The organism is Streptomyces sp. NPDC102258, assembly GCF_055584685.1.
Window position 1 is genome coordinate 90902 of sequence record NZ_JBVJLO010000004.1, and the last position, 25882, is coordinate 116783.

19 protein-coding genes are annotated in these 25882 nt (G+C 73.1%); 9 read left to right on the top strand and 10 right to left on the bottom strand.

From position 1 onward, the window contains the following. Positions 1-106: 106 nt before the first annotated feature. From ACZ6ZT_RS08395 to ACZ6ZT_RS08405, 3 genes are all read right to left on the bottom strand, one after another. Positions 107-841 (bottom strand): L,D-transpeptidase family protein, encoded by a 735-nt coding sequence (locus tag ACZ6ZT_RS08395; protein WP_469716744.1) that lies wholly within the window; start codon positions 839-841, stop codon positions 107-109. Then, positions 838-2679, bottom strand: a complete 1842-nt coding sequence (locus tag ACZ6ZT_RS08400) for a choice-of-anchor A family protein (protein ID WP_469716746.1) — start codon at positions 2677-2679, stop codon at positions 838-840. The genes ACZ6ZT_RS08395 and ACZ6ZT_RS08400 overlap by 4 nt, the downstream gene beginning before the upstream one ends. Positions 2680-2850: 171 nt before the next feature. Further along, positions 2851-4071, bottom strand: coding sequence for a L,D-transpeptidase (locus tag ACZ6ZT_RS08405; RefSeq protein WP_469717290.1), 1221 nt, complete (start codon positions 4069-4071; stop codon positions 2851-2853). A gap of 174 nt (positions 4072-4245) precedes the next feature. Here ACZ6ZT_RS08405 and glgX point away from each other — a divergent pair, with 174 nt between their 5' ends. Both glgX and ACZ6ZT_RS08415 read left to right on the top strand, forming a co-directional pair. Further along, the gene (gene glgX / locus ACZ6ZT_RS08410) at positions 4246-6537 is read left to right on the top strand and encodes a glycogen debranching protein GlgX (protein ID WP_469716749.1); all 2292 of its coding nucleotides are present in this window, start codon (positions 4246-4248) and stop codon (positions 6535-6537) included. A 91-nt stretch (positions 6538-6628) separates the two neighbouring features. Continuing rightward, a complete protein-coding gene (locus ACZ6ZT_RS08415) occupies positions 6629-7351 on the top strand; it encodes a CDP-alcohol phosphatidyltransferase family protein (protein WP_469716751.1) in 723 nt (240 codons plus the stop codon). Here ACZ6ZT_RS08415 and ACZ6ZT_RS08420 read toward each other — a convergent pair. Beyond that, positions 7332-7814: an FAD synthase family protein gene (locus ACZ6ZT_RS08420; protein WP_469716753.1), complete on the bottom strand. Its 483-nt coding sequence runs from the start codon at positions 7812-7814 to the stop codon at positions 7332-7334. The two genes, ACZ6ZT_RS08415 and ACZ6ZT_RS08420, sit on opposite strands and share 20 nt — an antisense overlap. A 172-nt stretch (positions 7815-7986) precedes the next feature. Here ACZ6ZT_RS08420 and ACZ6ZT_RS08425 point away from each other — a divergent pair, with 172 nt between their 5' ends. From ACZ6ZT_RS08425 to ACZ6ZT_RS08435, 3 genes are read left to right on the top strand one after another with little or no spacing between them, the layout of a single operon-like run. Next, entirely contained in the window at positions 7987-9192 is a 1206-nt protein-coding gene (locus tag ACZ6ZT_RS08425; RefSeq protein ID WP_469717292.1) for a glycosyltransferase family 4 protein, read from the top strand. Next, complete coding sequence (locus ACZ6ZT_RS08430) at positions 9189-10919, top strand: lipopolysaccharide biosynthesis protein (protein ID WP_469716755.1); 1731 nt, start codon at positions 9189-9191, stop codon at positions 10917-10919. Before ACZ6ZT_RS08425 ends, ACZ6ZT_RS08430 begins: the two co-directional genes overlap by 4 nt. Continuing rightward, on the top strand, positions 10916-12130 hold the full coding sequence (locus ACZ6ZT_RS08435) for an MATE family efflux transporter (RefSeq protein ID WP_469716756.1): 1215 nt from the start codon (positions 10916-10918) through the stop codon (positions 12128-12130). The genes ACZ6ZT_RS08430 and ACZ6ZT_RS08435 overlap by 4 nt, the downstream gene beginning before the upstream one ends. A 9-nt stretch (positions 12131-12139) precedes the next feature. Here ACZ6ZT_RS08435 and ACZ6ZT_RS08440 read toward each other — a convergent pair whose 3' ends face one another. Beyond that, positions 12140-13639 carry a hypothetical protein gene (locus ACZ6ZT_RS08440; protein ID WP_469716758.1) on the bottom strand — a complete coding sequence of 500 codons (1500 nt, stop codon included), beginning with the start codon at positions 13637-13639 and terminating at the stop codon, positions 12140-12142. Positions 13640-13744: 105 nt separating this feature from the next. Here ACZ6ZT_RS08440 and ACZ6ZT_RS08445 point away from each other — a divergent pair, with 105 nt between their 5' ends. Together ACZ6ZT_RS08445 and ACZ6ZT_RS08450 are read left to right on the top strand one after the other, a co-directional pair. Then, positions 13745-14284 (top strand): WcaF family extracellular polysaccharide biosynthesis acetyltransferase, encoded by a 540-nt coding sequence (locus ACZ6ZT_RS08445; protein ID WP_469716760.1) that lies wholly within the window; start codon positions 13745-13747, stop codon positions 14282-14284. After that, on the top strand, positions 14281-15405 hold the full coding sequence (locus tag ACZ6ZT_RS08450) for a glycosyltransferase (RefSeq protein WP_469716762.1): 1125 nt from the start codon (positions 14281-14283) through the stop codon (positions 15403-15405). Before ACZ6ZT_RS08445 ends, ACZ6ZT_RS08450 begins: the two co-directional genes overlap by 4 nt. Before the next feature lie 9 nt (positions 15406-15414). On the opposite strand, the gene ACZ6ZT_RS08455 is transcribed toward ACZ6ZT_RS08450, so the two are convergent. The 4 genes from ACZ6ZT_RS08455 to gmd form a co-directional block, all read right to left on the bottom strand. Next, positions 15415-15630, bottom strand: coding sequence for a DUF6458 family protein (locus ACZ6ZT_RS08455; RefSeq protein WP_469716764.1), 216 nt, complete (start codon positions 15628-15630; stop codon positions 15415-15417). A 125-nt stretch (positions 15631-15755) separates the two neighbouring features. After that, positions 15756-16445: a hypothetical protein gene (locus ACZ6ZT_RS08460; protein WP_469716766.1), complete on the bottom strand. Its 690-nt coding sequence runs from the start codon at positions 16443-16445 to the stop codon at positions 15756-15758. Positions 16446-16523: 78 nt separating this feature from the next. Next, positions 16524-19298 carry a CBM96 family carbohydrate-binding protein gene (locus tag ACZ6ZT_RS08465; protein WP_469716768.1) on the bottom strand — a complete coding sequence of 925 codons (2775 nt, stop codon included), beginning with the start codon at positions 19296-19298 and terminating at the stop codon, positions 16524-16526. A gap of 245 nt (positions 19299-19543) precedes the next feature. Then, complete coding sequence (gene gmd, locus ACZ6ZT_RS08470) at positions 19544-20557, bottom strand: GDP-mannose 4,6-dehydratase (RefSeq protein WP_469716770.1); 1014 nt, start codon at positions 20555-20557, stop codon at positions 19544-19546. Positions 20558-20761: 204 nt separating this feature from the next. Between gmd and ACZ6ZT_RS08475 the strand changes: the two genes are divergently transcribed. After that, on the top strand, positions 20762-21721 hold the full coding sequence (locus ACZ6ZT_RS08475; RefSeq protein ID WP_469716772.1) for a GDP-L-fucose synthase family protein: 960 nt from the start codon (positions 20762-20764) through the stop codon (positions 21719-21721). A 14-nt stretch (positions 21722-21735) separates the two neighbouring features. On the opposite strand, the gene ACZ6ZT_RS08480 is transcribed toward ACZ6ZT_RS08475, so the two are convergent. Next, complete coding sequence (locus ACZ6ZT_RS08480; protein WP_469716774.1) at positions 21736-23223, bottom strand: sugar transferase; 1488 nt, start codon at positions 23221-23223, stop codon at positions 21736-21738. A 381-nt stretch (positions 23224-23604) separates the two neighbouring features. Between ACZ6ZT_RS08480 and ACZ6ZT_RS08485 the strand changes: the two genes are divergently transcribed. Beyond that, the gene (locus ACZ6ZT_RS08485) at positions 23605-25872 is read left to right on the top strand and encodes a M4 family metallopeptidase (RefSeq protein WP_469716776.1); all 2268 of its coding nucleotides are present in this window, start codon (positions 23605-23607) and stop codon (positions 25870-25872) included. The last annotated feature ends 10 nt before the right edge of the window (positions 25873-25882 follow it).

A 25882-nucleotide genomic window follows, 5' to 3' on the forward strand; every position in this document is an offset into this window, starting at 1 on the left:
CCGCGCACGGACAGTCGCGCGCTTGTCGACAGGAAATCACACGGGTGGACTACGAAAAGGCACGGTCATGTCACTGTTCAGTCCCAAGTGACGGGAACCGGCTGCGTCAGTCCTCGGTGCCGGGCTTGGTGCCCCAGACGTAGACCACGTCCCCTTCCGACAGCAGGTTCCACAGGCGTTCGGCGTCCGGCACCGACAGGTTCACGCAGCCCGCCGAGCCGCCGTGCGCGTACAGGTCCCCGGGCCGGCCGTGCAGGGCCTGGCCGCCGTCGAAGAACTGGGCGTACGGCATGGGGGCGTTGTCGTAGAGCGTGGAGTAGTGGTCCTTGTGCCGCCAGTAGATCTCGTGCCGGCCGGGACGGGTCTCCTGCTCGTCGCGGCCGGTGCGGACGGGCACCGGCGGGAAGACCACCCGGCGGCCGACCTGCACCCACAGGAGCTGGCGGTCCAGATCGACGCAGGTCACCCGGTGGTCGCGGACGGGGCAGCGGCCCGCGGCGTTGGGGTCGGGGCGGGCGGCGACGGCCGTCATCGTACGGAAGGTGGCGAGGCCGGCGTAGCCGTCGGCGGGGGTGACGGCGTGCCCGCGCTGGAAGGCGCGGACGGCCGCGCAGTCGGCCGGTGACTGGACCCCGTCGACGGGCCGGGCGAGGTGGGCCTCCAGCTCCCGCTGGTAGGGGCCGGTCCCGGCCGTGCAGGCCGGCTCGGGCGCGGGGCCCGCCGCCGCCAGGGCCGGGTCCGGCAGGGCGGCGAGCCCGAGGAGGGCGGCCAGCGCGGCCACGGCGGCCCGCCCGGCCGGTACCGGGCGCCGGGCCGGGTGCCCGGACGAGCGCGGGGTCACCGGTCCTCCCCGGTCCCGTCGTCCGTGCCGTCGTCCGTCACGTCGTCCCGGCCGTCGTGGCCGCCCTCACCCTTGCCCTTGCCGTGGTCGTCACGGTCGTTGCGGACGGTGACCTCCACGTGGTTCCCGGGGGCTCCGGCGCTCACGTGCAGCGGTCCGGTCACCCGGTCGCGCGGCAGCACGTACCCCTCGGGGACGTCCGTCTCGACCAGGTAGTACCAGCCCTCGGGGAGCGCCTCGAAGTCACAGACGCCGGCGCGGTCGGTCGCGCAGCCGTCCTTGGCCTTCTCGTCGGCGTTGATGCCGCGGGTCTGCAGGCCCGGGGTGCGGTTGGTCTCCTTCCAGACCTCGAACACCGCCCCGCGCAGCGGCCGTCCCGTCTTGGCGTCCTTCTTCAGCACGCGCAGCGAGCCCGTCGGGTCCTCGGCCGTCCTCCGGTTCGTGACGGTGACGACCCGGTCCCGTACGACGTCACCGGCCGTCAGCTCGAAGGCGGTGACGGGGTCCGCGGGCCGCTCGTAGCCGTCCGGGAGGCCGGTCTCCCGCCAGTAGTAGGCCGCGCCGACCGGCAGCTCGACCGTGCAGCTGCCCTCCGGGCCGGTGACGCAGAGGCCGTCGAGCCGCTCGTCGGCGTCGTCGCCCAGGGTCTGGAGGCCGGGCCGGCCGTTGGTCTCGCGCCACAGCTCGAAGCGGGCGCCGGGCAGCGGGGCGCCGGTGTCCCGGTCGGTCTTGCGCAGCACGACCCGGGCGCCCGGGGCGGGGGCGCACTCGGGGAGGTCCCCGTTGAAGGGGTAGGCGTGGAACTCCTGGCCGCCCCCGCCGACCGTGTCGCTGCCGTGGGTGACGGAGCCGGTGGTGAAGAAGCGTCCGTTGATGCCGGGCAGGGTCACGGTGGTCTCGGAGGACTGGTTGCCCATCAGGAAGCTGCCCTGGAACTGGCCGCCGCCGGTCAGGTTCACCGTGGTCGCGTCCGGGAAGTTCCACAGCAGCCGCTCGCGGTAGGCGTTGAGCGGATCGGTGTCCGCGAGTCCGCCGCTGTAGGTGTTGATGGTGCGGTCGGCGCCGAGGACGTTGACGAGGATGGTCGCGCCCGCCGGGATCCGCGCGAACCGCACGCCCTGCTGGCCACCCCGGGCTCCGGCCAGGTCGGCGTCCACGGTGAAGACCTGGAGCGCGGAGCTGCCGTCCCCGGTGAACAGGGTCTCGAAGCCGTTGTTGACGACGGTTCCGGTCGCCGGGCGGGGGCGGCCGTCGACCCGGGCGTAGCACTGGCTGGCGGCGCTGAGGCGGTCGCGCAGACCCGCGTACGGGGCGACGGCGGCGGCGTCCCGGACGCGGGTGCCGGTCACGGTGCCGGTGAGGTCGCCGGCGTGGCGGACCACGCCCCGGTCGGCGATCAGGGTCTCGCCCGGGGCGACGGTGACACCGCCGCCGGTGGTGAGGAAGTCGGCGCCGTCGGAGGGCGGGACCAGGGAGCCCGCACCGACGATGCCGACGTTGTAGCGGGAGTCCCCGCCGGCCAGCTTGTCCTGGTCGAAACCGCCGAGGACGACCAGCCGGCCCTCGGCCTCGGAGGCGCGTCCGCGCACCCGGAACTGTCCGCCGGCGAAGATGTTGACGGCGTTGTCGTGCCCCCGGGTGCGGCCGTCGCTGCCGACCGGCGGGAAGGGGCTCGGGCAGCTGCCCGGCACGCACGGACCGAGCCCGCCGGGCAGCGGGGCCCGTACGGCGCGGGCGGCCGGGGGCCGGGCGTCCGGGCCGGCCGCCAGGGCCACGGGGGACCCGGCGGCGACGACCGCCCCGATCGCGAGCCCCAGGGTCCAGTTCCTTGCTGACATGACGCTCCGTCCGTATCCCGCCGGGTGGCCCTGACAGGCTGCGGGCGGGTCCGGGCGGCACGGACGGACGACACTCCCGCACCGCGGAATTCCGGTCTGACAATCACTCGATTGCGGCGACCGGGGGCGTGCGGGCGAAGGGCGGAGGGCGCCGGGTCGGCCGGCGCCGGGTCAGCCGAGGGCCGAGCCGGCCACCCAGTCCGCCCAGGACATGTTCCAGCCGCCCATCCCGTTGTTGGCCGCCACCGTCTGGTCCTGCGAGTTCACGACCTCCACCACGTCCCCGACCAGCGTCCGGTCGAAGAACCAGCCCGCCGGGGTGTCCGAGCCGCCGCCCTTGTCGTCGCGCAGGCCCACGCAGCCGTGGCTGACGTTGGTGTGGCCGAAGGTGTCGGGGCTGGCCCAGTAGTTGCCGTGCAGGAAGGTGCCGGAGGTGGTGAGCCGCATCGCGTGGGGGACGTCGGGGATGTCGTACTCGCCGCCGAACCCGACGGTCTGACCGTTCATCCGGGTCACGTCGAAGAGCTCCATCACCACCATCTTGCCGTTGTAGGTGGTGTTCTTGGGCGCCCCCGCCGTGATGGGCAGGGTGGACAGCAGCTCTCCGTCGCGGCGCACCTCCATCGTGTGGGCGGCGGCGTCGACGAGGGAGACCTGGGAGCGGCCGACGGTGAAGCGGATGGTCTTGTCCTGGATGCCGTACGAGCCGGGCGCGCCCTCGACGTCCCGCAGGTCCATCGTGACGGTGACCTCGGTGCCGGGCTTCCAGTACTCCTTGGGCCGGAAGTCGAGCCGCTCGTCGCCGAACCAGTGGCCCACGACGGGAACGGGCGGGACGGAGGTCACCTTGACGGCCCGTTCCACGGCGGCGCGCTGCTTGATGGAGCGGTTGAACTTGAACGAGACGATCATCCCGGTGCCGACGGTGGAGCGGTTCTCGGGCTTGAAGTAGCCGATGAACCGCTCCTCGGGCACGTAGGTGGTGAAGGTGGTGTGCCGGGCCTGGCGGCGGTCGTGCCCGTCGCGGGCGACCGCGTCGACGGTGTACTTGGCGGCGAGCGCGAGCCGCCCTGCCGACGGGTCCGGGCTCCAGCTGAGCCCGTCGGCGGCGATGGCGCCCGGGACCCGCTCCTCCTGGGCGTCCTCGACCTTGGTGACGACGACCCGCTCCAGCCGCCCCTCCGGCACGTGCACCCGCAGCGGTCCCTCGGCCGGCACGCCCTTGGCGTTGTCCTCGGGAGTGATCCGGATGGCCTCGTCCGGCGAGCGGGGTTTGCCGGGCAGGGACACCTCCACCGGGGAGCCGCCGTCCTTGGTGCAGCCGGCCAGGCCGCCCAGCAGGGCCGCCCACGCCGCCACGGCGGCCAAGCCCGCCCCTGCCCGCCTCGTCAGAAGGTTCACGCCCCCTCCAACGATCGGGCACCTCCGGGGGAAACGTGAGGGCCGGGCACGTTCCGGGCAGAACTGTCCGGGCAGAACAGTGGGAAGGACCAGACGGGGGCGGGCCCAGGCCGGGACGCCGGGGCCGCACGCCCCCGCCGGTACCAGGAGCCGTGGAGGCGGGCAGTGTCGAGCGCAGCCGAGCAAGAGGCGGTGGAGACCGCCGCCAGCAATGCCGTGGTCGCACCGGGGACGACGACGGGCCGGGACGGCATGGACGCCGTGCGGGCGCGGGTCCAGGCCCAGGTGCTACGGGCGGCCGCGCGCCCCTCGCCGCCCGTGTGGCCGGGGTCCGCGCATCCGCTGGGGGCGCGCTTCCACCCGGGACCCGGCGGGGTCGCGGGTACCAATTTCGCGCTGTGGGCCCAGGGCGCGGAGGCGGTGGAACTGTGCCTGTTCGACGGGCAGGGCGGGGAGACCCGCTGCGCGCTGACCGAGCTGACGCACGAGATCTGGCACGGTTTCGTGCCGGGCGTGCGGCCCGGGCAGCGCTACGGGTTCCGGGTGCACGGCCGCTGGGACCCCTGGACGGGCGCCCGCCACAATCCGGCGAAGCTGCTCCTGGACCCGTACGCCCGGGCCGTGGACGGGGACTTCACGCTGCCCCCGGAGGTGTACGGGCACGTCCGGGACTGGCCGCAGCAGTACATCGCCGACACGGTGCGCGACGACCGGGACTCGGCCCCGTACGTGCCGAAGGGGGTGGTCGTCCACGATGACGACGACTGGGCGGACGACGTCCGGCCGAAGACCCCCTGGGCCGATTCGGTGATCTACGAACTGCACGTGCGCGGGTTCACGATGCGCCATCCGGGTGTTCCGGAGGAGCTGCGCGGCACGTACGCCGGGCTGGCGCACCCGGCGGCGGTCGACCACCTGACCCGGCTCGGCGTGACGGCGGTGGAACTGCTGCCGGTGCACCAGTTCGCGCACGAGGACCATCTGCTGCGACGGGGCCTGCGCAACTACTGGGGCTACAACTCGGTCGGCTACTTCGCCCCGCACGCCGGGTACTCCGCCAGCGGGACGGCCGGGCAGCAGGTCGGCGAGTTCAAGCGGATGGTGAAGGCGCTGCACGCGGCCGGGATCGAGGTCATCCTCGACGTGGTCTACAACCACACGGCCGAGGCCGGGGAGCTGGGCCCGACGCTGTCGCTGCGCGGCATCGACAACCGCGGGTACTACCGGCTCCAGCCCGACCAGCGCCGCTACGCCGACTACACGGGCTGCGGGAACACCCTGCACGCCGGGCGGCCGCACGTGCTGCGCCTGATCACCGACTCGCTGCGGTACTGGGTGACGGAGATGGGGGTGGACGGCTTCCGCTTCGACCTGGCGGCGGCGCTGGCCCGCTCGATGCACGACGTGGACATGCTCTCGCCGTTCCTCGCGGTGATCGCCCAGGACCCGGTGCTGCGCCGGGTCAAGCTGATCGCGGAGCCGTGGGACGTGGGGGCGGGCGGCTACCAGGTGGGGGCGTTCCCGCCGCTGTGGACGGAGTGGAACGACCGCTACCGCGACGCCGTGCGCGACTTCTGGCGGGGCGCGCTGCCCGACGTGCGGGACCTCGGCTACCGGCTGTCGGGCTCCAGCGACCTGTACGCGTGGGGCGGGCGCAGGCCGTACGCCTCGGTGAACTTCGTGACCGCGCACGACGGGTTCACCCTGCGCGACCTGGTCTCGTACGAGCGCAAGCACAACGACGCCAACGGCGAGGCGGGCCGGGACGGGACCAACGACAACCGCTCGTGGAACTGCGGGGCGGAGGGCGAGAGCGACGATCCCGCGATCGGGGCGCTGCGCCGGCGCCAGCTGCGCAACCTGCTGACCACGCTGCTGCTGTCGACCGGGGTGCCGATGCTGGTGGCGGGGGACGAGTTCGGGCGCACGCAGGGCGGCAACAACAACGCGTACTGCCAGGACAACGAGACGGGGTGGGTGGACTGGTCGCTGCTGTCCGATCCGGCGTGGAGCGAGCTGTTCGCGCTGGCCCGGCGGTTGATCGCGCTGCGCCAGGCCCATCCCGTGCTGCGGCGGCGGGCCTTCTTCTCCGGGCGGCCGCAGGGCGCGGACGGGCTGCGGGACCTGGCGTGGTTCACCCCGCGGGGCGAGGAGATGACGGAGCGGGACTGGTACGCGCCGGCCGCGGCGGTGGGGCTGTACCTGTCGGGGCGGGACATCCCGGGCCGCGACGAGCGCGGGGCGCAGGTGACGGACGACAGTTTCCTGGCGCTGCTGCACGCCGGGGACGGGCCGGTGGAGTGGCTGCTGCCGGGCGCGCCGTGGGCCGGCTCGTACGAGCTCGTCCTGGACACCGTGCGCGAGGAGCAGGCCGCCGCGCCCGGCGGCCGGCACCGGGGCGGGGAGGTGCTGACGGTCCCGGCGCGGTCGGTGCTGCTGCTGCGGGTGCTCTCGTAGGGACGCTCGGGCGGCCCCTGCGATGATGTGCCCTTCGTACGAACGCGCGTACAGCGGTACGCGTGTGCCATCGAGGGGCTCAGGGGTACGCATGGCGAGAGTCGGGACCGCGCTGCGGGAGCTGCGCGGGGCGCAGAAGTCGGCGAAGGGCGTGTCGCTCTACTCGCGGTACGTGAACCGGCCCGCCGGCCGCTACCTGGCCGCCGGGTCGTACGCGGCGGGCCTCACGCCGAACCAGGTGACGCTGGTCAGCGCCGTCTTCAGCTTCGCCGCCGTGGCGGCGCTCGCGCTGGCCGCGCCCTCGTGGGGGCTGGGGCTCGCCGTGTGGGCGGCGCTCGCGGTGGGCTTCGCCTTCGACTCCGCCGACGGGCAGTTGGCCCGGCTGCGCGGGGGCGGCAGTGCGGCGGGCGAGTGGCTGGACCACGTCGTGGACTGCGCCAAGCTCACGGCCCTGCACACCTGCGTGCTGATCGCCTTCTACCGCTTCCCGGACGCGTACGGGACGGGCTCGGACGGCTGGCTGCTGGTGCCGCTGGGCTTCCAGTTCGCCTCGGTGGTGACCTTCTTCGGCGGTCTGCTGACCGAGAAGCTGAAGCCGAAACCGGCCCCGGGGAGCGCCGCCGCCGCGCCGTCGACGCTGCGCGCGGTGGCGTTGCTGCCCGTGGACTACGGGGTGTTCTGCCTGGTGTTCCTGCTGCTCGGCGGCGGGGCGCTGTTCCGCTGGGCGTACGCGGGGCTGGGCGTGGTCGCCGTGCTGTTCCTGCTGGCGTTCCTCGCGAAGTGGTTCCGGGAGCTCAGCGCCGTTCGGCGGTGAGCGGCTCGGCCTGGGGGCGGGCGAGCGCGTCCAGGGCCCGGCGCAGCTGGGTGCTGGAGGTGTGCACGGTGTAGGGGAAGTAGACGACCTCGACCCCGTGCGGGGCGAAGTCCCGCTCCAGCCGGTCGCCCTTGGGGGTGCCGCGCCAGTCGTCGCCCTTGAAGATCACGTCGAAGCGGACCTGCTTCCAGGTCTCGACCTTGTCGGGGACGGTCTCGACGAAGGCGGCGTCGACGTACTTGACGCTGCGGACGATCTCCAGCCGCTCGACCAGCGGGATCATCGGGCGCCGGCCCTTGGCCCGTTCCGCCATCTCGTCGGAGACCACCCCGGCGACGAGGTAGTCGCAGCGGCTGCGGGCGTGCCGGAGGATGTTGAGGTGTCCGATGTGGAACAGGTCGTAGGCGCCGGGCGCGTAACCGACCCGGTACGGCCCGCGCGCGCCCGCGGCAGGTTCGGACATGTCGTACTCCGTCATCGGTTACCCCCCAGCGGCCGCACCCCCCGGTGCGGCGGATGAGCAGACAATAGCGCGCACGTTCCCCGCCCTGCCGGTGAACGCATAGGGTGACGTGCGCATCATCCAGGGGAGAAGGGGACGTTCAGTGTCCACATCCGGTCACCGGCGCCTGCTGCTGGTTTCCACCAACTACGCCCCCGAGCACGCGGGCATAGGCCCGTACGCCACGCAGATCGCGGAGCACTGGGCGCACTCCGGCCACGAGACGCACGTCCTGGCGGGCATGCCGCACTATCCGGCCTGGTCCGTCGAGCCGGAGTACCGGGGTGCGCTGCGGCGCACGGAACGGCGCGCGGGGGTCACCGTGCACCGGCGCGCGCACACCGTGCCGCCGCGTCAGACCGCCGTCCGGCGCGCGCTTTTTGAAGGATCGATTCTGCTGCACGGCGCGGTGGCCCCGCCCCGGATGCCGAAGCCGGACGCGATCCTGGCCCAGATGCCCAGCCTGGCGGGCGGTGTGCTCGCCGCCCGGCTGGCGGCGAAGTGGCGCGTCCCCTACGTCCCGGTCGTCCAGGACCTGATGGGGGCCGCGGCCGCGCAGAGCGGGATCAGCGGCGGTGACAAGGCGGCCGCGTTCGCCGGGCGGGCGGAGGCGTACGCGCTGAAGCGCGCCACCCTGGTCGGCGTCATCCACGAGACCTTCGTGGACCGGGTCGTCGGCATGGGCGTGGACCCGGCCCGGATCCGCCTCGTGCCCAACTGGTCCCACGTGGCGCAGCCGACCAGGCCGCGCGGGGAGACCCGCCGCCACCTGGGCTGGGCCCCCGGCCAGACCGTGGTGCTGCACTCCGGGAACATGGGCCTCAAGCAGGGGCTGGACGTCCTCGTCGGCGCCGCCCGGCTCGACCCGGGCGTCCGCTTCGTGCTCATGGGCGACGGCAGCCAGCGCGCGGCGCTGGCCTCGCTGGCGGCCGACGTGCCGAATCTGGACATCATCCCCCCTGCCGCCGACGGCGAGTTCCCCGATATCCTCGCGGCGGCGGACGTCCTCGCGGTCACCCAGCACGCGGCCGTGCTCGACATGAGCGTCCCGTCCAAGCTGACCTCCTACTTCCGGGCCGGCCGGCCCGTCGTCGCGTCCGTCGCGGCCGAGGGCGGGACCGCCCAGGAGGTGGAACGTTCCGGCGCGGGGGTGCTCGTACCCCCGGAGGACCCCGCGGCCCTGCTCAAGGCCGTACGGGCCCTGGCCGAGGACCCCGAGGGCGCGGACGCGCTGGGCGCCGCCGGGCCCGTCCACGTGGCGGCCCACCTGAGCCGTGAGGCGGGCCTGGCCCGCATCGACGCACTGATCGACGAAGCACTTGGGGGTCTCCAGCCGTGATCGAGACGAACCGCCCGGCAGCGGCCCCGGCCGAGGACGAACCGGACCTCCTGCGGGACCAGTTCAAGCAGCTGCTGCGCTACCGCCGCCTCCTCGGCGCGGGCGTGGGCATCGGCCTGCTGGGCGGCGTCTACCTCGGCATCTCCACGGCGGACACCTACGTCGCCACCGCCGACATCGTGCTGCGCGCCCCCACCGACGACCCGTTCAACCCGAGCCTCGCGCCCGACAAGGCCATCAACATCGGCTCGGAGCGCCAGGTCGCGCTCTCCAGCTCCATAGCCGAGCAGGCCGCCAGGAAGCTCGGCACCCCCGCGAAGGACCTCGGCGCGCTGCGCGCCGGCCTCCAGGTGACCAACCCGCCGCAGACGATGGTGCTCCGCTTCACCTACACCTCGTCCTCCCCCCGGGAGGCCGCCAAGCGGGCCAACGCGCTGACCGAGGCCTACCTGTTCAAGCGGCAGGAGTCCCTCGACGCCACCCGCGACAAGATGGTCAAGGGGTACGAGGACCAGCGCGACCCGGTCGCCAAGCAGCTCGACGACACCGCCCGGCAGGCCAACAACCTCCCGGCCGGCACCGCCCGCGACTCCGCGCTGTCCGCCAAGACCGACCTGCAGAGCAAGGTCAACACCCTCAACAGCAACATCGCCAAGCTGGCCGCCCTGGACATGACCCCCGGCCGGGTCACCAGCCCCGCGGCCGCGCCCGGCGCCCCCGACGGGCCGGGCCTGCCCATGTCGCTCGCGCTCGGCGCGGCCGTGGGCCTGGCCCTCGGCCTGCTCGCCGCGTGGGTCCGGCTGGTCTTCGACCCGGCGCCGCGCTCGGAGGGCGACGTGGCCCGCGCCCTGCGCGCGCCCGTCCTCGGCTACCTGCCCCGGGACAAGACCGGCGGCGGGCCGCTGCTCGCGGCGGGCGAGGCCGACCCCCGGCTGGCCGAGGAGTACCGCTCGGTGGCCTTCCGGCTGGCCTACGACTCCCGCTTCGCGGACCGGCGCCGGCTGCTGGTGGTCGCCCCGCGCGGCTCCAGCGAGACGGCCGCCGCCGTGGCCGTGAACCTCGCCGCCTCCTTCGCGGAGACCGGCAAGGACGTCCTTCTCATCGAGGCCGACCTGCGCACCCCGGTGCTGGCCAGCCAGCTGCCCACCGACGCGGGCGGCCGGCCCGGCTGGAGCCTGCCGGCCGGCGGCGGGAGCGGCGCCGACGCCGACTGGCCCGACGGACGCCAGCTCGTCGTGGACGCCGGCGAGTCCGGCGCCTTCGACCTGATCCCCGGCGAACGGGTGCGCAACGTCCCCCGCGCGCTGACCTCCCCGCGCTCCACCCGGCTGATCTCCGAGGCCGACTCCCCCAACGCCACCGTCGTGGTGCTCGCGCCGCCCGTGCTCTCGTACGCCGACGCGCTCGCCCTCGTCGACCGCGTCGACGGCGTCCTGGTCGTCTGCGACCCGCGCGCCGTGCACCGCAGCGACCTGGCCCGGATCCGCGAGCTCATCAGCGGCGCCGGCGGCACCGTCCTCGGCGCCGTGCTGCACGCCCCGCTGCCCGGCGAGAAGCGCGGCGGGGTCGGCGGACGCGGCAAGAGCGCCCAGCCCGCCGCCCCGGCCGCGAACGCGCCCGCCGCCCCCGCGCCGCCGACCCGCGGGCCCGCCGGGCCCGGACAGCACCCGACGGGTGACGGCAGCGACACGGTCGCCCTGCGCACGGTCCGTACGGGCCGGCGGTGAGCCGGCGGGGCCTCGCCGCCGTCTCCTCCGTCCTGGACCAGGCCGCCTCCAGCGCCACGAACATCCTGGTGCTGGTGCTGGCCGCCCGGCTGTCCTCGGCGTCCGGCTTCGCCGACTTCTCGATGGTGTACGTGACCTTCAGCGTGCTCCTCGGGCTGAACATGGCGTACGTCGGCCAGACCGTGGTCCTGGAGAAGGGCGAGCGGCTCGCGGTGGTGTGCCGCTCCTCCGTGCTGTTCACCGCGGCCGCCTCGGCGGCGGCCGGGCTGGTGCTGGCGGGGGCGGGCCTCGCGCTGCCGGGCGGCTCCGGCGGCGGGTTCCTCGCGCTGGGGCTCGTCCTGCCGCTGGTCCTCGTACAGGACGGGCTGCGGTACTGCTTCTCCGCGCTGCGGGCGCCCCAGCGGGCGCTGGCCGCCGACGCGCTGCGCCTGGTGTGCGTGGTCGCGGCGCTGGCCGTACAGCCGGCCGGGGCGTCGGCCGCCCGGCTGGTGCTGGTGTGGGGGCTCTCGGCGCTGCCCGCGCTCGCGCTGGGGCTGTGGCTGCTGCGGCCCGCCGTGCGCGGAGTGCGGGCCGAGCTGCGCCCGTACCTGCGGCGCGGGCACCTCGGGCAGCGGTTCGTGATCGAGTTCGCCGTGGGCAACGGCTCCAGCCAGCTCGCCGTGCTGGGCCTCGGGGCGTTCGCGACCCCGCTGGCCGTCGGCGCGCTGCGCGGGGCGACCACCCTCTTCGGCCCGCTGAACGTGCTGTTCAACTCGGCGAACGCCTTCGGGCCGCCGCTGGTCGGCCGGGCCCGCGGCAAGCGGGGCGTGGTCCGGCTGACCCTGCTGACGGGCGCGGTCCTCGCCGTGCTCGGCGGCGGCTGGGCGGCCGTCCTGTACGCGCTGCCCGACCGGATCGGCGCCCGTCTGCTCGGCGACACCTGGGCGGCGGCCTCCGCGCTGCTGCCCGCGACGGGCGCGCAGTACGCGGTGATGGGCCTGGGCACCTGCGCCCTGCTGACGCTGCGGGTGCTGAACCCCCGGGCCACCCTCTCGCTCCAGGTGGTCTTCTCCCTGCTGTCCGTGGCCCTGCTGCTGGGCGGGTACGCGCTCGGGGGCGTGGCCGGGGCCGCCTGGGGCCTGGCCGCGGGCTCGGCGGCGAAGGCGGCCGCGGGCTGGCTGCGCGTGGCCCGTCTGGAGGCGGGGGCGCCCGAGGTGGCCGCGGCGGCCTGAGCGGACCGCTCAGCGCAGGGTCGTACCCCGCTCGGTGCGGTACGTGGCCACCAGCGAGAGGCACAGGCCCGCGATGGCGACCCGGCCCGAGGCCTGGAGCAGCGGGCCGCGCAGCAGGATGAAGGAGTATCCGGCGACCAGCGGGACCACCGTGGAGATCAGGCTGCCCGGGGGCGAGCGCCGGGTGGCCCGCCGGGCGTAGCGGCGGTCGACGCGGGCGGCGGCGTACCCCATGGCCAGCAGGCCGCCGCCCATGCCCAGCGGCCCGAAGTCGAGCCACAGTTCGGCCCAGATCGGCGAGGACAGGTTGGTGTTGACCGTGCCCATCCACTGGCCGACCATCACGCCGGTGTCGCGCGGTTTGCCCGGCCACACCGAGCGGGGCACCGCGAAGAAGACGGATCCGGCGAGCTGGCGGCCGTAGAAGTGGCCGGGGCCCGAACGGGAGAAGGTGAGGGTGTTCGCGAACATGCCGATCTGGTCGTAGTCCTTGAGCGCCATCGGCTCCAGGAACGAGGTCGTCTCGACGGGCTTGTAGTTCTTCTCGTCGTAGCGGAAGCGGTCCGCGAAGGGGAAGACGAGCAGGGCGATCACCACGGCCATCGACAGCGCCACCCGGTACATCGCCGCGCTCACCGGGAAGACGGTGAAGAGCAGCGCGAACATGACGGTCAGGAACCAGTAGCGCGGGTTCGACACCGGGTTGTTGACGATCAGGTTGAGGACGGCGAGCGCCGCCCAGATGACGATGACCGAGACCTTGCGGCGGGCGTAGCGCGAGGTGATCAGCCACCGCGTGTACAGCAGCAGGGCGAGCAGCGCCGGTACGGTGCCGAAGCCGCGCAGCAGCGCCTGCCCGGCCTGGCCGTCGCCGTTGGAGACGCCGGCCTCCTGGATGCCGGCGATGATCTCCTGGCGGCTGGAGAAGAACACCGCCGGGCCGCCCAGCTTCACGATGAAGGCCGCGCTGCCCAGGAAGGCGAGCACGGTGAGCAGTTGGAGCCGCCGGTGGTGGACCATCAGCGGCCGGGGCTCCTTGGGGGAGCCGCCCGCGCGGCCCGCCGGCCGGTGCCGGGCCAGCAGCACGCCCACGTCGAAGGCCGTACAGCCGAGCAGGACGAGGCCGATGGCGACGGTGAGGTCGGAGCGCGGGCCGACGACGGGGGTCGGGACGCGGCCGAGGACGGCCTGGGCCAGGGGGGCCACCCCCATGGCCATGTAGACGAACAGCCAGAAGGAGCCCTGGAGCAGTTTGCGGCGGCTGGTCAGCACCATGGCGGAGAGCCGCGCTCCGGCGTACATGGCCAGCAGCAGCTGGAGCCAGAAGGCGGCGTCGCGCTGCCCGTCACCGGACTGGACGGCGACGAAGAACGGCAGGAAGACGGTGAACCCGAGGGCGAGGGGGACCGACAGCGCCCGGGAGAGCAGCGTGCGCGGGGTGGTGACCCGGCCCCACCGGGAGTCGTCCACGGGGGGCGGCGGCGCGGGTGCGACGGCGGGTTCCTGCACGTCCGTAACCACTGTTGCCCCCACCCCTGTGCGTGATCCGGGCGCAGTCTAGTCTGAGCGTCCGGCGGCCGGGGAGGCACGTCGGGGGACGACGGGGGGCGACTGGTGCGTGATCTTCCTGCCTTCACGCTGGCCGGCTACGACAAGGGGCGCGGGTTCCTGACCCAGGCCCTGTGGTTCGCGGTGATGAACACGGTGTTCATGGCGTGGTGCTGCCCGGCCCGGCTGCGGGTCGCGCTGCTGCGGGCCTTCGGCGCGACGATCGGTGAGGGCGTGCTGATCCGGCACAGGGTGCGCGTGCTGTGGCCCTGGAAGCTGACCGTCGGGGACCACACCTGGATCGGTGAGGGCACCTGGCTGCTGAACCTGGAGCCGGTGACCATCGGTGCGCACGTGTGCCTCTCCCAGGAGTCGATGCTGTGCACCGGCTCGCACGACCACCGGGCCGCCGACTTCCGCTACCGCAACGCCCCGATCGTGGTCGAGGACGGCGCGTGGGTGGCCGTACGGGCGACCGTGCTGGCCGGTGTGACCGTCGGCCGGTGCGCGGTGGCGGGCGCCGGGGCCGTGGTCCACCAGGACCTGCCGGAACTGACCCTGCAAACCCAGGACGGCCGGCGCCGCCCGGTGGAGGAGCCCAAGTGAAGCCCGCATCGAGAGTCCTGCACGCGGTCACGCTGCACTCCCCCTCGCACGCCTTCGGCGGGCCGGTCCGGGTCGCGCTGAACCTGGCCAAGGGCCTGCGGGAGCGCGGCCACGAGGCCCGGCTGGTCGCCCTCGGGGAGGGCTTCGACCCGTGGCCCGACGAGGTGGAGGGGGTGCCGGCCCGGCTGTTCCCGGCCCGGCGGATCCTACCCCTCGGCTTCAGTGGCATGACCTCGCCGGCCCTGCTGGCCTCGGCGGCGCGGCTGGTGCGCGGGGCCGACGTGGTCCACGTCCACCTGGCGCGGGACCTGGTGACCCTGCCGGTGGCGCTGGCGGCGCTGCGGGCCGGCACGCCGCTCGTGCTGCAGACCCACGGGATGGTGGACCCGAGCGGGAAGGCGCTGGCCAAGGTGCTCGACGCGGTGGCGGTACGCCGACTGCTGCGCGGCGCCGACGCGCTGCTGTACCTGACCCCGCACGAGCGGGAGGGGCTGGAGGCGGTGGTGGGCGGCGCCCTGCCCCGGGCGGTCCGCCTGGTCAACGGCACCCCGGCGCGGGACGCGCGGCCGGCTCCGGCCGGGGCGCCGCGGATCCTCTACGCGGCCCGCCTGCAGGCCCGTAAGCGGCCGGTGGACTTCGTCGACGCGGCCCCCGCCGTGCTCGCCGCCCACCCCGACGCGCACTTCGTGGTCGCCGGGCCGGACGAGGGCGAACTGGCCGCCGTCCGGGCGCGGATCACGGCGCTCGGGCTGTCGGACCGCTTCACCGTGCCGGGCGCCCTGTCCGCGGCCGAGGTGCTCGCGCAGCTGCGCCGGGCCCACGTCTACGTACTGCCGTCCGTGGACGAGCCGTTCCCGATGTCGGTGCTGGAGGCCCTCGCGGTGGGCGTTCCGGCGGTCGTGACCCACTCCAACGGGCTGGCCCGCGACATCGCCGCCGCGGGCGCCGGCCGGGCGGTCGAGCCGGGTCCGGCGGGCGTGGCGGAAGCGGTCCTCGCCCTCCTGGACCCGGCCGCGGGCGCCGCGGCCTCCCACGCCGCCCGCGAACTGGCCGCGCGGGCCTACTCGATGGACGCCGTCCTCGACACCCTGCTGGGCGTCTACGAGGGCATCGGGCGCTGAGCGCGCGGGTCACAGGACGTCACGGCGCTCCTCCACCACGGGGACGGCGCCCAGGGCGCGGCGGCGCTTGAGGACGCTCGCGTAGACGGCGAGGCCCACGGCGCCGCCCACCATCATGATCAGGCCGACCACGTCCAGGTTGACGTTCTCCATCTGCCAGTCGCTCGCGAAGGTGAGGATGGCACCCACCACGATCAGGGCTATGCAACCGCCGATGCCGCGCATAGGAATTCGCCTCCACAGGGGTCTTCGTGTGACCCGCAGGTACCCGGCGAACGGGAGCGGAAACGCCACCGCCGCCCGGGAGTTCGGGCGGCGGTGGCGTGCGACGGGAGGCCGGGCGGGGGTGGTTACGCGGGCACCCAGGCGTAACAGCCCGACGAGCGGAACTCGGCGGTGCCCGGCGGGACGGTGGCGGTGATCTTGTCACCGGCCTTGGGCGGGGCCTCGGGGCCCGAGGCGAGGACGGCCCCGTCCTTGCCCTTGGCCTCCCAGACGCAGGTGGTGCTCTGGGTGAGCGCGCGGTAGGTGCCGGGGGCCGGTGCGGTGCGCGGGGCGTCCCCGAAGCCCTTCTGCGCCGCCGCCAGGACCGGCTGCTGCTCGGGGCACAGGAAGGTGATGGCGTCCTTCGCCCCGGTGACGTCGCCGGAGATGACGGCCGCGACCGCCGCGTCCTTGTCCCGCTTCGCGGTGCGCTCCACCCGCTGGCAGGTCTCCTGCCCGGTCTGGAGGACGGCCGCCGGGTCCGTCTGGGCCGGGACGCGGCCGCTCAGGTACTTCTTCTCGTTGTCCTTGAAGCTGCCCGTCTTCGGGATCAGCTGCGCGTCCGGCAGGACGGCGCCCGTCGGCTTGGCGTCCGGCGGCGCGGGCGCGCCGGGCGCGGGGGTGGCGTCCGCCGGGTCGGGGGCCGAGGACGAGGCCGGGGGCTTGGGGGTGGCCGGCGCACCGGCGGCGGCCTTGCCGTCCCCGTCGGAGCCGCAGGCGGTCAGCGTCAGGGCGGCGGCCAGCAGGACGGCGGCCGCGGCGGAGCGTCGGTACATCAGGTGGCTCCCGTACGGGGTGGGACAGGCGTACGGGGCCCGGCGCGTGCCGGCCGGGCCCCGTACGCCGTCGGGCGGTTACTTCGGGCCGAAAGTGAGGATCAGCTGCGGAGCGGCGTCCGCGGCCGTCGACTCCGAGGACCACAGCCACATGGCGTCGCTGCCCGTGCTCGTCAGGCCGAGGCTGTAGCCGGTGCCCAGCACCGCGGAGACGGCGGTGGTGTCCAGCTCGACGTTCTGGACGGCCGATCCGTCCGGCACGCCCGCGATGGTGCCGAGCGGGGTCGTGCCGAGGGTGGGCTTGGTGTTGAACGTCGTGCCCGCGCCGCTCCAGGTGCCGGTGACCGGGACCACGGAGACGGTGTCGGCGGTGCCGGCCCCGGCCTGGGTGGAGGTCTTGAACTGGAGGGAGGCGGCCTTCAGGACCTGCCCGGACGGCGCGGCCGGGAGGGTGAAGCGCAGGTAGGACTCGTACGCGGAACTGCCGCGGACGGCGAGCTGCGTGGAGGTGCCGTACGCGGTGCCCGGGGCGCCCTGGTTGATGTAGGTGTCCTCGGACGCGACGACCTTGGAGACCGTGTCGGTGGGGGCCTTGGCCAGGTCGAAGTGGGACTTCACCTGGGCCTGGGTGAGCGCCGTCGGGTAGACGGCCGTCTCGTCGAGGGATCCGGCGAAGAAGTTGCTGGTCGGGCGGGACGGCCAGCTGCTCATGTTGTCGCCGCCCGCGTGCCAGTAGCCGGTGTAGGGCGTGGAGTTGGTGGCGCTGTTGGTGCCCTTGTTCTGGCCGTCGACGTAGAGCGTCATGCCGCCGGGGCCCTGCGTACCGACGACGTGGTGCCACTTGTTGTCGTTGTACGTCTCGAACAGGCCGGTGCTGATGGTGCGCGAGGAGCCGTTGTAGACGCCGAAGACCAGCCGGCCGGTGTTGGTCATGTACAGCTGCTTGTCGTAGGAGCCGCTGGCGTTGACCGTGTTGTTGCCGAAGCCGATCAGCTTGCCGCCGCGCGTGGTGCCGGTCTTGAACCACGTCTCGATGGAGTACGCGGCGCCGACCGACTGGCGGTGGTCGCTGTAGACCTGCTGGGTGGTGCCGTTGAAGCCCATCGCGGTGCTGGTGCCGGTGATCGCGCCGGGGCTCTGGCGCAGCGTCGGGGCGGCCACCTGGACGCCGCCGGTGTTGCCGGAGACCGAGGAGTCGGCCGCGTACGGGCTGACGGTGTCGTCGTAGCGCCAGTAGAGGGTGGCGCCGTCCGCGCGGACCTGGTCCGGGTAGGCCTGGACCGAGGTCGGGACGGTCACCGAGACGTTCGCCGACAGGGCGCTGGTGTTGCCCGCGCCGTCGGTGGCGGTCACCCGGTAGCTGTAGGCCTGGCCGCCCTTGACGGTGGTGTCGGTCCAGGAGGCCTGTCGGCGCTCCCAGTCCAGGGAGTCGGCCGCGACCGTGGCGATCGGGGTGGCCGAGCCGTTGCGGTAGATCCGGTACGTCAGCTTGCTGTCGTCCTGGTCGTAACCGGTGCGCCAGCGGACCTGGGCCTCGCCGGGCCTGACGCTCCCGGCGCTGACGAGCGGGGTCGTCGGGGCACCGACGTCCCCGGTGGAGGCGAAGCGGGTCAGCGCCTGCTGCGGGGCGCCGTTGATGAGGGTGAACTCACCGCCGACCCACATGTACTTGACGTCGTTCTTCTCCGCGACGGACATGACGCGCGGGCCGATGCCCTCGCCGATGCCGTCGTTGGCGGTGGGGTGCCAGCCCAGCTTCGGCGGGCTCGGCACGAAGCCGTCCACGGGCGCGGGGGCGGCGCCGGTGTGGTCGGTCTGCTGGGCCAGCAGGAAGTTGCGCTTGCCGTCGGGGAACTGGTTCTCCAGCGAGCAGTCGTGCGCGTGCGAGGAGCTGTAGAGCACCCCGTCGTACGGCAGCACGTACTGGGTGGCGCCCAGGCAGCGGTCGCGCCACTTCTCGCCGAAGGCGGTGTCGAGGCCGATGCGGCCGTCGAAGACACCGCCGCCGGAGCCCTCGTTGGCGGTGTAGTAGCCCGTCGCGTCGGCCGCGATGTGCTTGACCACCGAGTTGGAGGGGATGGTGGAGTAGGTCTTGGCGACGGCGCCCGTGGTCGCGTCGACGACCGCCAGGGCGTGCGTGTTGGAGCCGTTGACCGTGAAGAAGTCACCGCCGAGCAGGACGCTCTTGCCGTCGTTGGCGAGCTGGATCGCGCGGCCGGGCTCGTCCGCGTTGGCGGTGAACGGCCTGAGGGCGCCGGAGCCGGCGTCGACCGCGGCGAACCGCTCCCGGGTCTGGCCCTCGACCGTACCGAAGTCGCCGCCGAGGTAGAGGGTGTCGTCGGTGACGGCGAGCGCGCGCACGGTGGCGGGGACGCTCGGGTGGAACGAGGCCTTGGGGGTGCAGCTCTCGATGTCGATCGCCGCGAGGCTGGAGACCGGGGTGCCGTTCACGGCGCCGAAGTAACCGCCCGCGTACAGCGTCTTCTTGTCCCTGGAGACGGCGAGCGCCCGGACGGTGGCGGAGCCGTCGGAGACCGTGAAGGCCAGTTTGCAGTTGGTGGGGTTGCCCGTGGCCGCGTCGAGCGCCACGAAGTTGACGGCCTCCTGCTCGGCGCCGCCGGCGCCGTCCGGCGGGCGGACCGCCGAGAAGGTACCGCCGGCGAAGACGGTGCCGGCCGCCTGGTCCATGGCGAAGACGACGCCGTTCGGCTGCCAGGTGGGCAGCTCGTCGGCGGTGAACGCCACCGGCGGCGTGATGGCGGACGCCTCGGGCATCAGCACCAGGCCTATTCCGGTACCGACACCGGCCAGTGACAGGGCGAGGGCAGCAGTCAGCCCTCTGGATCTACGCATGAGCCCCCCAGGGCAATCGCCCGGTTTGATGGCTGGAACTATCCGAACAGCCATATGTACTGGCGCAGACTAGGGCTCCCGCGAGGACCCGGTCACCTCCCTTGACCCATTGCATACCAACTTGGAATCAAGCCGGTGGGCGCGGAGGGCGCACTGCGGACATACGGCAGGTGTGTGCCGGTCACCACCGCGTGGAACGACGGCAATGACCGGGACACGGCAAATCGTAGGGGAAAGAAAAGGCCTCAGCGGTCGATGCGCACGCTCGCGCCCGCCAGTTGGTCCTGGACCTGGCGCACGTCCGCGTCCACCATGATCCGGGCCAGTTCGGGCACCAGGACCGACGGCTTCCAGCCGAGGACCTCCCGCGCCTTCGAGGCGTCGCCGATGAGGGCGTCGACCTCGCTGGGGCGCTCGTACTTGGGGTCGTAACGCACGTGCTCGTTCCAGTCGAGGCCGGCGTGCGTGAAGGAGGACTCGACGAACTCGCGGACGGTCGCGGCGACCCCGGTGGCCACCACGTAGTCGGTCGGCTCGTCCTGCTGGAGCATCCGCCACATCGCGTCCACGTACTCCGGGGCGTAGCCCCAGTCGCGGACCGCGTCGAGGTTGCCGAGGTAGAGGTGGTCCTGGAGACCGGCCTTGATCCGGGCGACGGCGCGGGTGATCTTGCGGGTCACGAAGGTCTCGCCGCGGCGCGGCGACTCGTGGTTGAAGAGGATCCCGTTGACGGCGAACATGCCGTACGCCTCGCGGTAGTTGACCGTGGTCCAGTACGCGAACACCTTGGCGGCGCCGTACGGGCTGCGCGGGTGGAAGGGGGTCGACTCGTTCTGCGGCGGCGGGGTGGCGCCGAACATCTCGGAGGACGAGGCCTGGTAGATCCGGGTGTCCACACCGCTCGCCCGGATCGCCTCCAGCAGCCGCAGCGCGCCGAGGCCGGTCACGTCACCGGTGTAGAGGGGGGCGTCGAAGGAGACGCGGACATGGGACTGCGCACCCAGGTTGTAGACCTCGTCGGGGCGTATGTCGCGGAGCAGGTTCACCAGGGCGACGCCGTCGGAGAGGTCGGCGTGGTGCAGGACGAAGGACCGGTTGGCGGTCTGCGGGTCCTGGTAGACGTGGTCGATCCGCTCCGTGTTGAAGCTGGAGGACCGCCGCACGAGCCCGTGCACCGTGTAGCCCTTGGAGAGCAGCAGCTCGGCGAGGTACGAGCCGTCCTGTCCGGTGACGCCGGTGATCAGTGCGGTCTTGCCCATGGGGTCCCCCTGGTTGTCGTTGCCGTCGTTCGTTCGCGGGCGCGGGTGGCCCGGCCGGCCGGGGGTGACGTACGAGGCCCCGTCCTCGGGCCGGAACTGCGTACCGTACTGCCTCGTCGGGGCGGCCCCGGCCGCCAGGGCGCCGATGCCGGGGTCCCGGGGTGCGGGCGGGCCCGCGGCGGGCGGACTGGCATCATCGGCGGTATGACAAGTTCGCCGCTCCTGCCCCCGCACGCCCGCGTCTTCGTCGCCGGGCACCGCGGCCTCGTGGGGTCCGCGGTCGCGCGCCGCCTGACCGCCGACGGCCACGAGGTGCTCACCCGCGACCGCGCCGGCCTCGACCTGCGCGACGCCGCCGCCACCGCGGCCCACCTCCGGGACGTCCGCCCGGACGCGGTCGTGCTGGCCGCCGCCAAGGTCGGCGGGATCATGGCCAACAGCACGTACCCGGTGCAGTTCCTGGAGGACAACCTCCGCATCCAGCTGAGCGTCATCGCCGGGTCGCACGCCGCCGGGGTGGGCCGGCTGCTGTTCCTCGGGTCCTCGTGCATCTATCCGAAGCTGGCCCCGCAGCCCATCCGCGAGGACGCCCTGCTGACCGGCCCGCTGGAGCCCACCAACGAGGCGTACGCCCTCGCCAAGATCGCCGGCATCGTCCAGATCCAGTCGTACCGCAAGCAGTACGGGGCCTCGTACATCTCGGCCATGCCCACGAACCTCTACGGGCCGGGCGACAACTTCGACCTGGAGTCCTCGCACGTCCTGCCCGCCCTCATCCGCCGCTTCCACGAGGCCGCCGCCGAGGGCCGCGAGGAGGTCACCCTGTGGGGATCGGGCACCCCGCGACGGGAGTTCCTGCACGTCGACGACCTGGCGGCGGCCTGCTCGGTGCTGCTGGCGCGGTACGACGGCGACGAGCCGGTCAACATCGGCTGCGGTGAGGACCTCACCATCAGGGCGCTGGCCGAAACCGTCGCCGAGGTGACCGGCTTCCGGGGCCGGCTGGCCTGGGACACCGCCAAGCCGGACGGGACCCCGCGCAAGCTGCTCGACGTGTCCCGGCTGACGTCGCTGGGATGGAAGCCGGGCATCCCGCTGCGCGACGGCATCGCCGCCACCTACCGCTGGTGGCTGGACCAGGGCCGGCAGGGCCCGCGGGGCTGACTCCACCGCGGGCCTCAGTACGCTCCGCGACCGTCGACGACGGCGCGGATCGTACGGCCCATCACGTCGACGTCACTGGTGAACGACCAGTTGTCGACGTACTGGAGATCAAGCTGAATCGTTTCATCCCAGGACAGGTCCGACCGCCCGCTGATCTGCCACAGGCCGGTCATGCCGGGCCGTACGGTGAGCCGGCGCAGCTCGACCTCGTCGTACTCCACCACCTCCTCCGGCAGCGGGGGGCGCGGGCCGACCAGGGACATGCTGCCGGTCAGTACGTTGACCAGCTGGGGCAGTTCGTCCATCGAGGTACGGCGCAGCAGCCGGCCCACCCGGGTCACCCGGGGGTCGCGGCGCATCTTGAACATCAGGCCGTCGTTCTCGTTGGCCCCCGCCAGGTTGGCCTTCAGCCGGTCGGCGTCCACCACCATGGTGCGGAACTTCCACATGACGAACGGGACGCCGTCGCGGCCGATCCGGCGCTGGCGGTAGAAGGCGGGGCCGCGCGAGCCGAGCCGGATGGCCAGCACGACCGCCAGGAACAGCGGCGAGAGCAGGAACAGTCCGACCGCGGCGCCGGCCCGGTCCAGCGCCGACTTGAGCAGGGTCTGCACCCCCGTGCGCACGGGCGGCGCGACCCGCAGCACGGCGAGCCCGCCCGCGGACAGGGTCTCCAGCCGCTTGACGGATATCTCCACCAGCCCGGGGAAGACGGCCAGCTCCAGCCGCTCGTCGTGCAGCGCCCAGGCGATCCGGCGCAGCCGCTCCCCCGCGAACCGGGTGCCCGGCGCCACCAGCACCAGGTCGGCGTGGTGGCTGCGGACGGCGCCCAGCACGGCGGCGGAGTCGCCGGCCGGCGCGTCCGGCATCCCGGGATCCAGCCGGGCCGCCACGGGCACCCCGCTGGTCAGGGCGCCGTCGCCGACCGGCACCACGCCGACGACGACGTACGGGTGGTCGGTGCGGGCGGCGAGGCGGGAGATGACGTGCTCGGCGGCGTCCGGCTCGCCGATCACCAGGACCCGGCTGACGGCGTGCGCCTCGCGGCGGGCGGCCGAGAGGTGGCGGTAGGTCAGTTTGTGGCAGCCTATGGTGACGAGCAGGGCCGGCAGGAGCGCACCGAGGGCGGCCAGCCGGGGGGTGCTCTCGCCCGTCAGGACGCGGGCGACGGCCAGGACACCGATGAGAATCAGCCAGTCGTGTACGACGGGCAGCACGCCGCGGGATTCTCCGAGCGCCCGGGAGGCGTAACGTCGGCGCAGGGCCTGCACTCCGGTCCACGCGAAGGCGGCGGCGAGGGCGCAGGACACCGGGCTGGCCTGCTGGGCGGCGTCGAAGACCAGGCCGACGGGCACGGCGGCGCCGGTGAAGTCGGCGGTGACGGCCGCCGGGAGGTACCAGCGGGCCTTGTCGCCGAGCCGCCCCGCGGGGGCGGCCGTCAGCCCGTCCGCATCAGCGGCCGGTCTGGCCACACTTTGCGCAGGAAAATGAACATGCCTCATGGGCCCCCCTGGCACGTGGTCTGTGACGGCGGCGCGCTGCCCGTGGCTTCCCCTGGCGACGGGCATCGGTCGCACCGGGAAACAGTACGACAAACACCCGTGCGTTAAATGCCGTTCGAATAAAGGGAACCTCTCGTTGCCCAAGCGTTAGCAACCGGTGTCAGCCGTTCCGATCCCCGGACTCCGCCTTCGCACACGAAGGTGAATGGTTCGGATACCGGATACGTCTCTTCGGACAACGGACTGTTTCCAGCCAACCTTTTGACGCGCCCCTGACATCCCGACGCGCAGCTGGCACTCTTCGACCGTTCATCGCACAGCCCTGATCTGCCCGGAGGCCCACCCAGCCATCCGGAACCCCCCTTGCAGAAGGAGTCTGCGTTGAGTTCGACCCCCCAGAGGCGTGCCACTGCGGCCGGAGCACTCGTAGCCGCGGCAGCCCTGCTCGCCGTAGGCATACAGGCCGGAACCGCCACCGCCGACGCCACCGCGTCGCAGGCCCGCACGGCAGCCCAGCCCAACCCGGGCGCGGCCGCCCTCCAACTCAGCGCTTCGGAGCGTGCGACGCTCCTCGCCGAGGCCAACTCGACCACCGCGCAGGCGGCCAAGGCCCTCGGCCTCGGCAGCGGCGAGCGGCTGTCCGTCCGCGACGTCGTCAAGGACGCGGACGGCACGACGCACACCACGTACGAGCGGACCTACGACGGCCTGCCCGTCCTCGGCGGAGACCTCACGGTCCACGCCAAGGGTGGTGTCACCAAGAGCGTGACCAAGGCGACCAACCACGAGATCAAGGTCTCGGACACCGACGCCACGGTCACCCCGTCCGCCGCCGAGGGCCAGGCCGTCTCGGCCGCCAACGCGGAGGGCTCCAAGCAGGCCAAGGCCGACAAGGGCGCCCGCAAGGTGATCTGGGCCGCGGACGGCGTCCCGGTCCTCGCCTTCGAGACCGTCGTCGGCGGCCTCCAGGACGACGGCACCCCGAGCCAGCTGCACGTGATCACCAACGCCAAGACCGGCGCGAAGATCACCCAGTGGCAGGCCATCGAGACCGGCACCGGCAACACCCAGTACAGCGGCCAGGTCACCCTCGGCACCTCGCAGTCGGGCAGCAGCTACACGCTGACCGACGCCGGGCGCGGCGGGCACAAGACCTACAACCTCAACGGCGGCAGCTCCGGCACCGGCACCCTGTTCAGCAACACCACGGACGTCTGGGGCAACGGCGCGGCCTCCAACAAGGAGACCGCGGGTGCGGACGCCCACTACGGCGCGCAGCTGACCTGGGACTACTACAAGAACGTGCACGGCCGCAACGGCCTGCGCAACGACGGCGTGGCCCCGTACAGCCGGGTCCACTACGGCAACGCGTACGTCAACGCGTTCTGGGACGACTCCTGCTTCTGCATGACCTACGGCGACGGCCAGGGCAACAGCAAGCCGCTCACCTCGATCGACGTCGCCGCGCACGAGATGACCCACGGTCTGACCTCGGTCACCGGCAACATGACCTACAGCGGTGAGCCCGGCGGTCTGAACGAGGCCACCTCGGACATCATGTCCGCGAACGTCGAGTTCTACGCGAACAACCCGAACGACCCGGGCGACTACCTCGTCGGCGAGAAGATCGACATCAACGGCAACGGCTCGCCGCTGCGCTACATGGACAAGCCGAGCAAGGACGGCTCCTCCAAGGACTCGTGGTACTCCGGCCTCGGCGGCATCGACGTGCACTACTCGTCGGGCCCGGCCAACCACGTCTACTACCTGATGTCCGAGGGCTCCGGCGCCAAGGTCATCAACGGCGTCAGCTACGACTCGCCGACCGCCGACAACCTCCCGGTCACCGCGATCGGCCGCGACGCCGCCGCGAAGATCTGGTTCCGCGCGCTGACGGTGGGCTACTTCAAGTCCAACACCAACTACGCGGCCGCCCGTACGGCGACCCTCCAGGCCGCCGCCGACCTGTACGGCCAGGGCTCGACCACGTACAACAACGTGGCCAACGCCTGGGCCGGGATCGCGGTCGGCTCGCGCATCGTCTCCGGCGTCTCGGTGAACCCGATCGCCAACCAGAACACCCAGATCAACACCGCCGTCAGCCTCCAGGTCCAGGCGACCAGCACCAACCCGGGTGCGCTGACCTACGCGGCGACCGGCCTGCCGGCCGGCCTGTCGATCAACTCCTCCACCGGCCTGATCTCGGGCACGGCCACCACCGCGGGCACGTCCAACGTGACCGTCACGGTGACCGACTCGGCCGGCAAGACCGGTACGGCGTCCTTCACCTGGACGGTCGGCACCGGCCAGCAGAACGTCTTCGAGAACACCAACGACTACGCGATCAACGACAACGCGACGGTCGAGTCGCCGATCACCGTGACCCGCTCCGGCAACGCGCCGAGCACCCTCAAGGTGGACGTCGACATCAAGCACACCTACGTCGGTGACCTGAAGGTCGACCTCGTCGCCCCCGACGGCACCGTCTACAACCTGCGCAACCGCACCGGCGGCAGCGCGGACAACATCCTCCAGAGCTTCACCGTGAACGCCTCCGCCGAGGTCGCGAACGGTGTCTGGAAGCTGCGCGTCGCGGACCTCGCCTCCGCCGACACGGGCAAGATCGACAGCTGGAAGCTCACCTTCTGACCCCCACCGG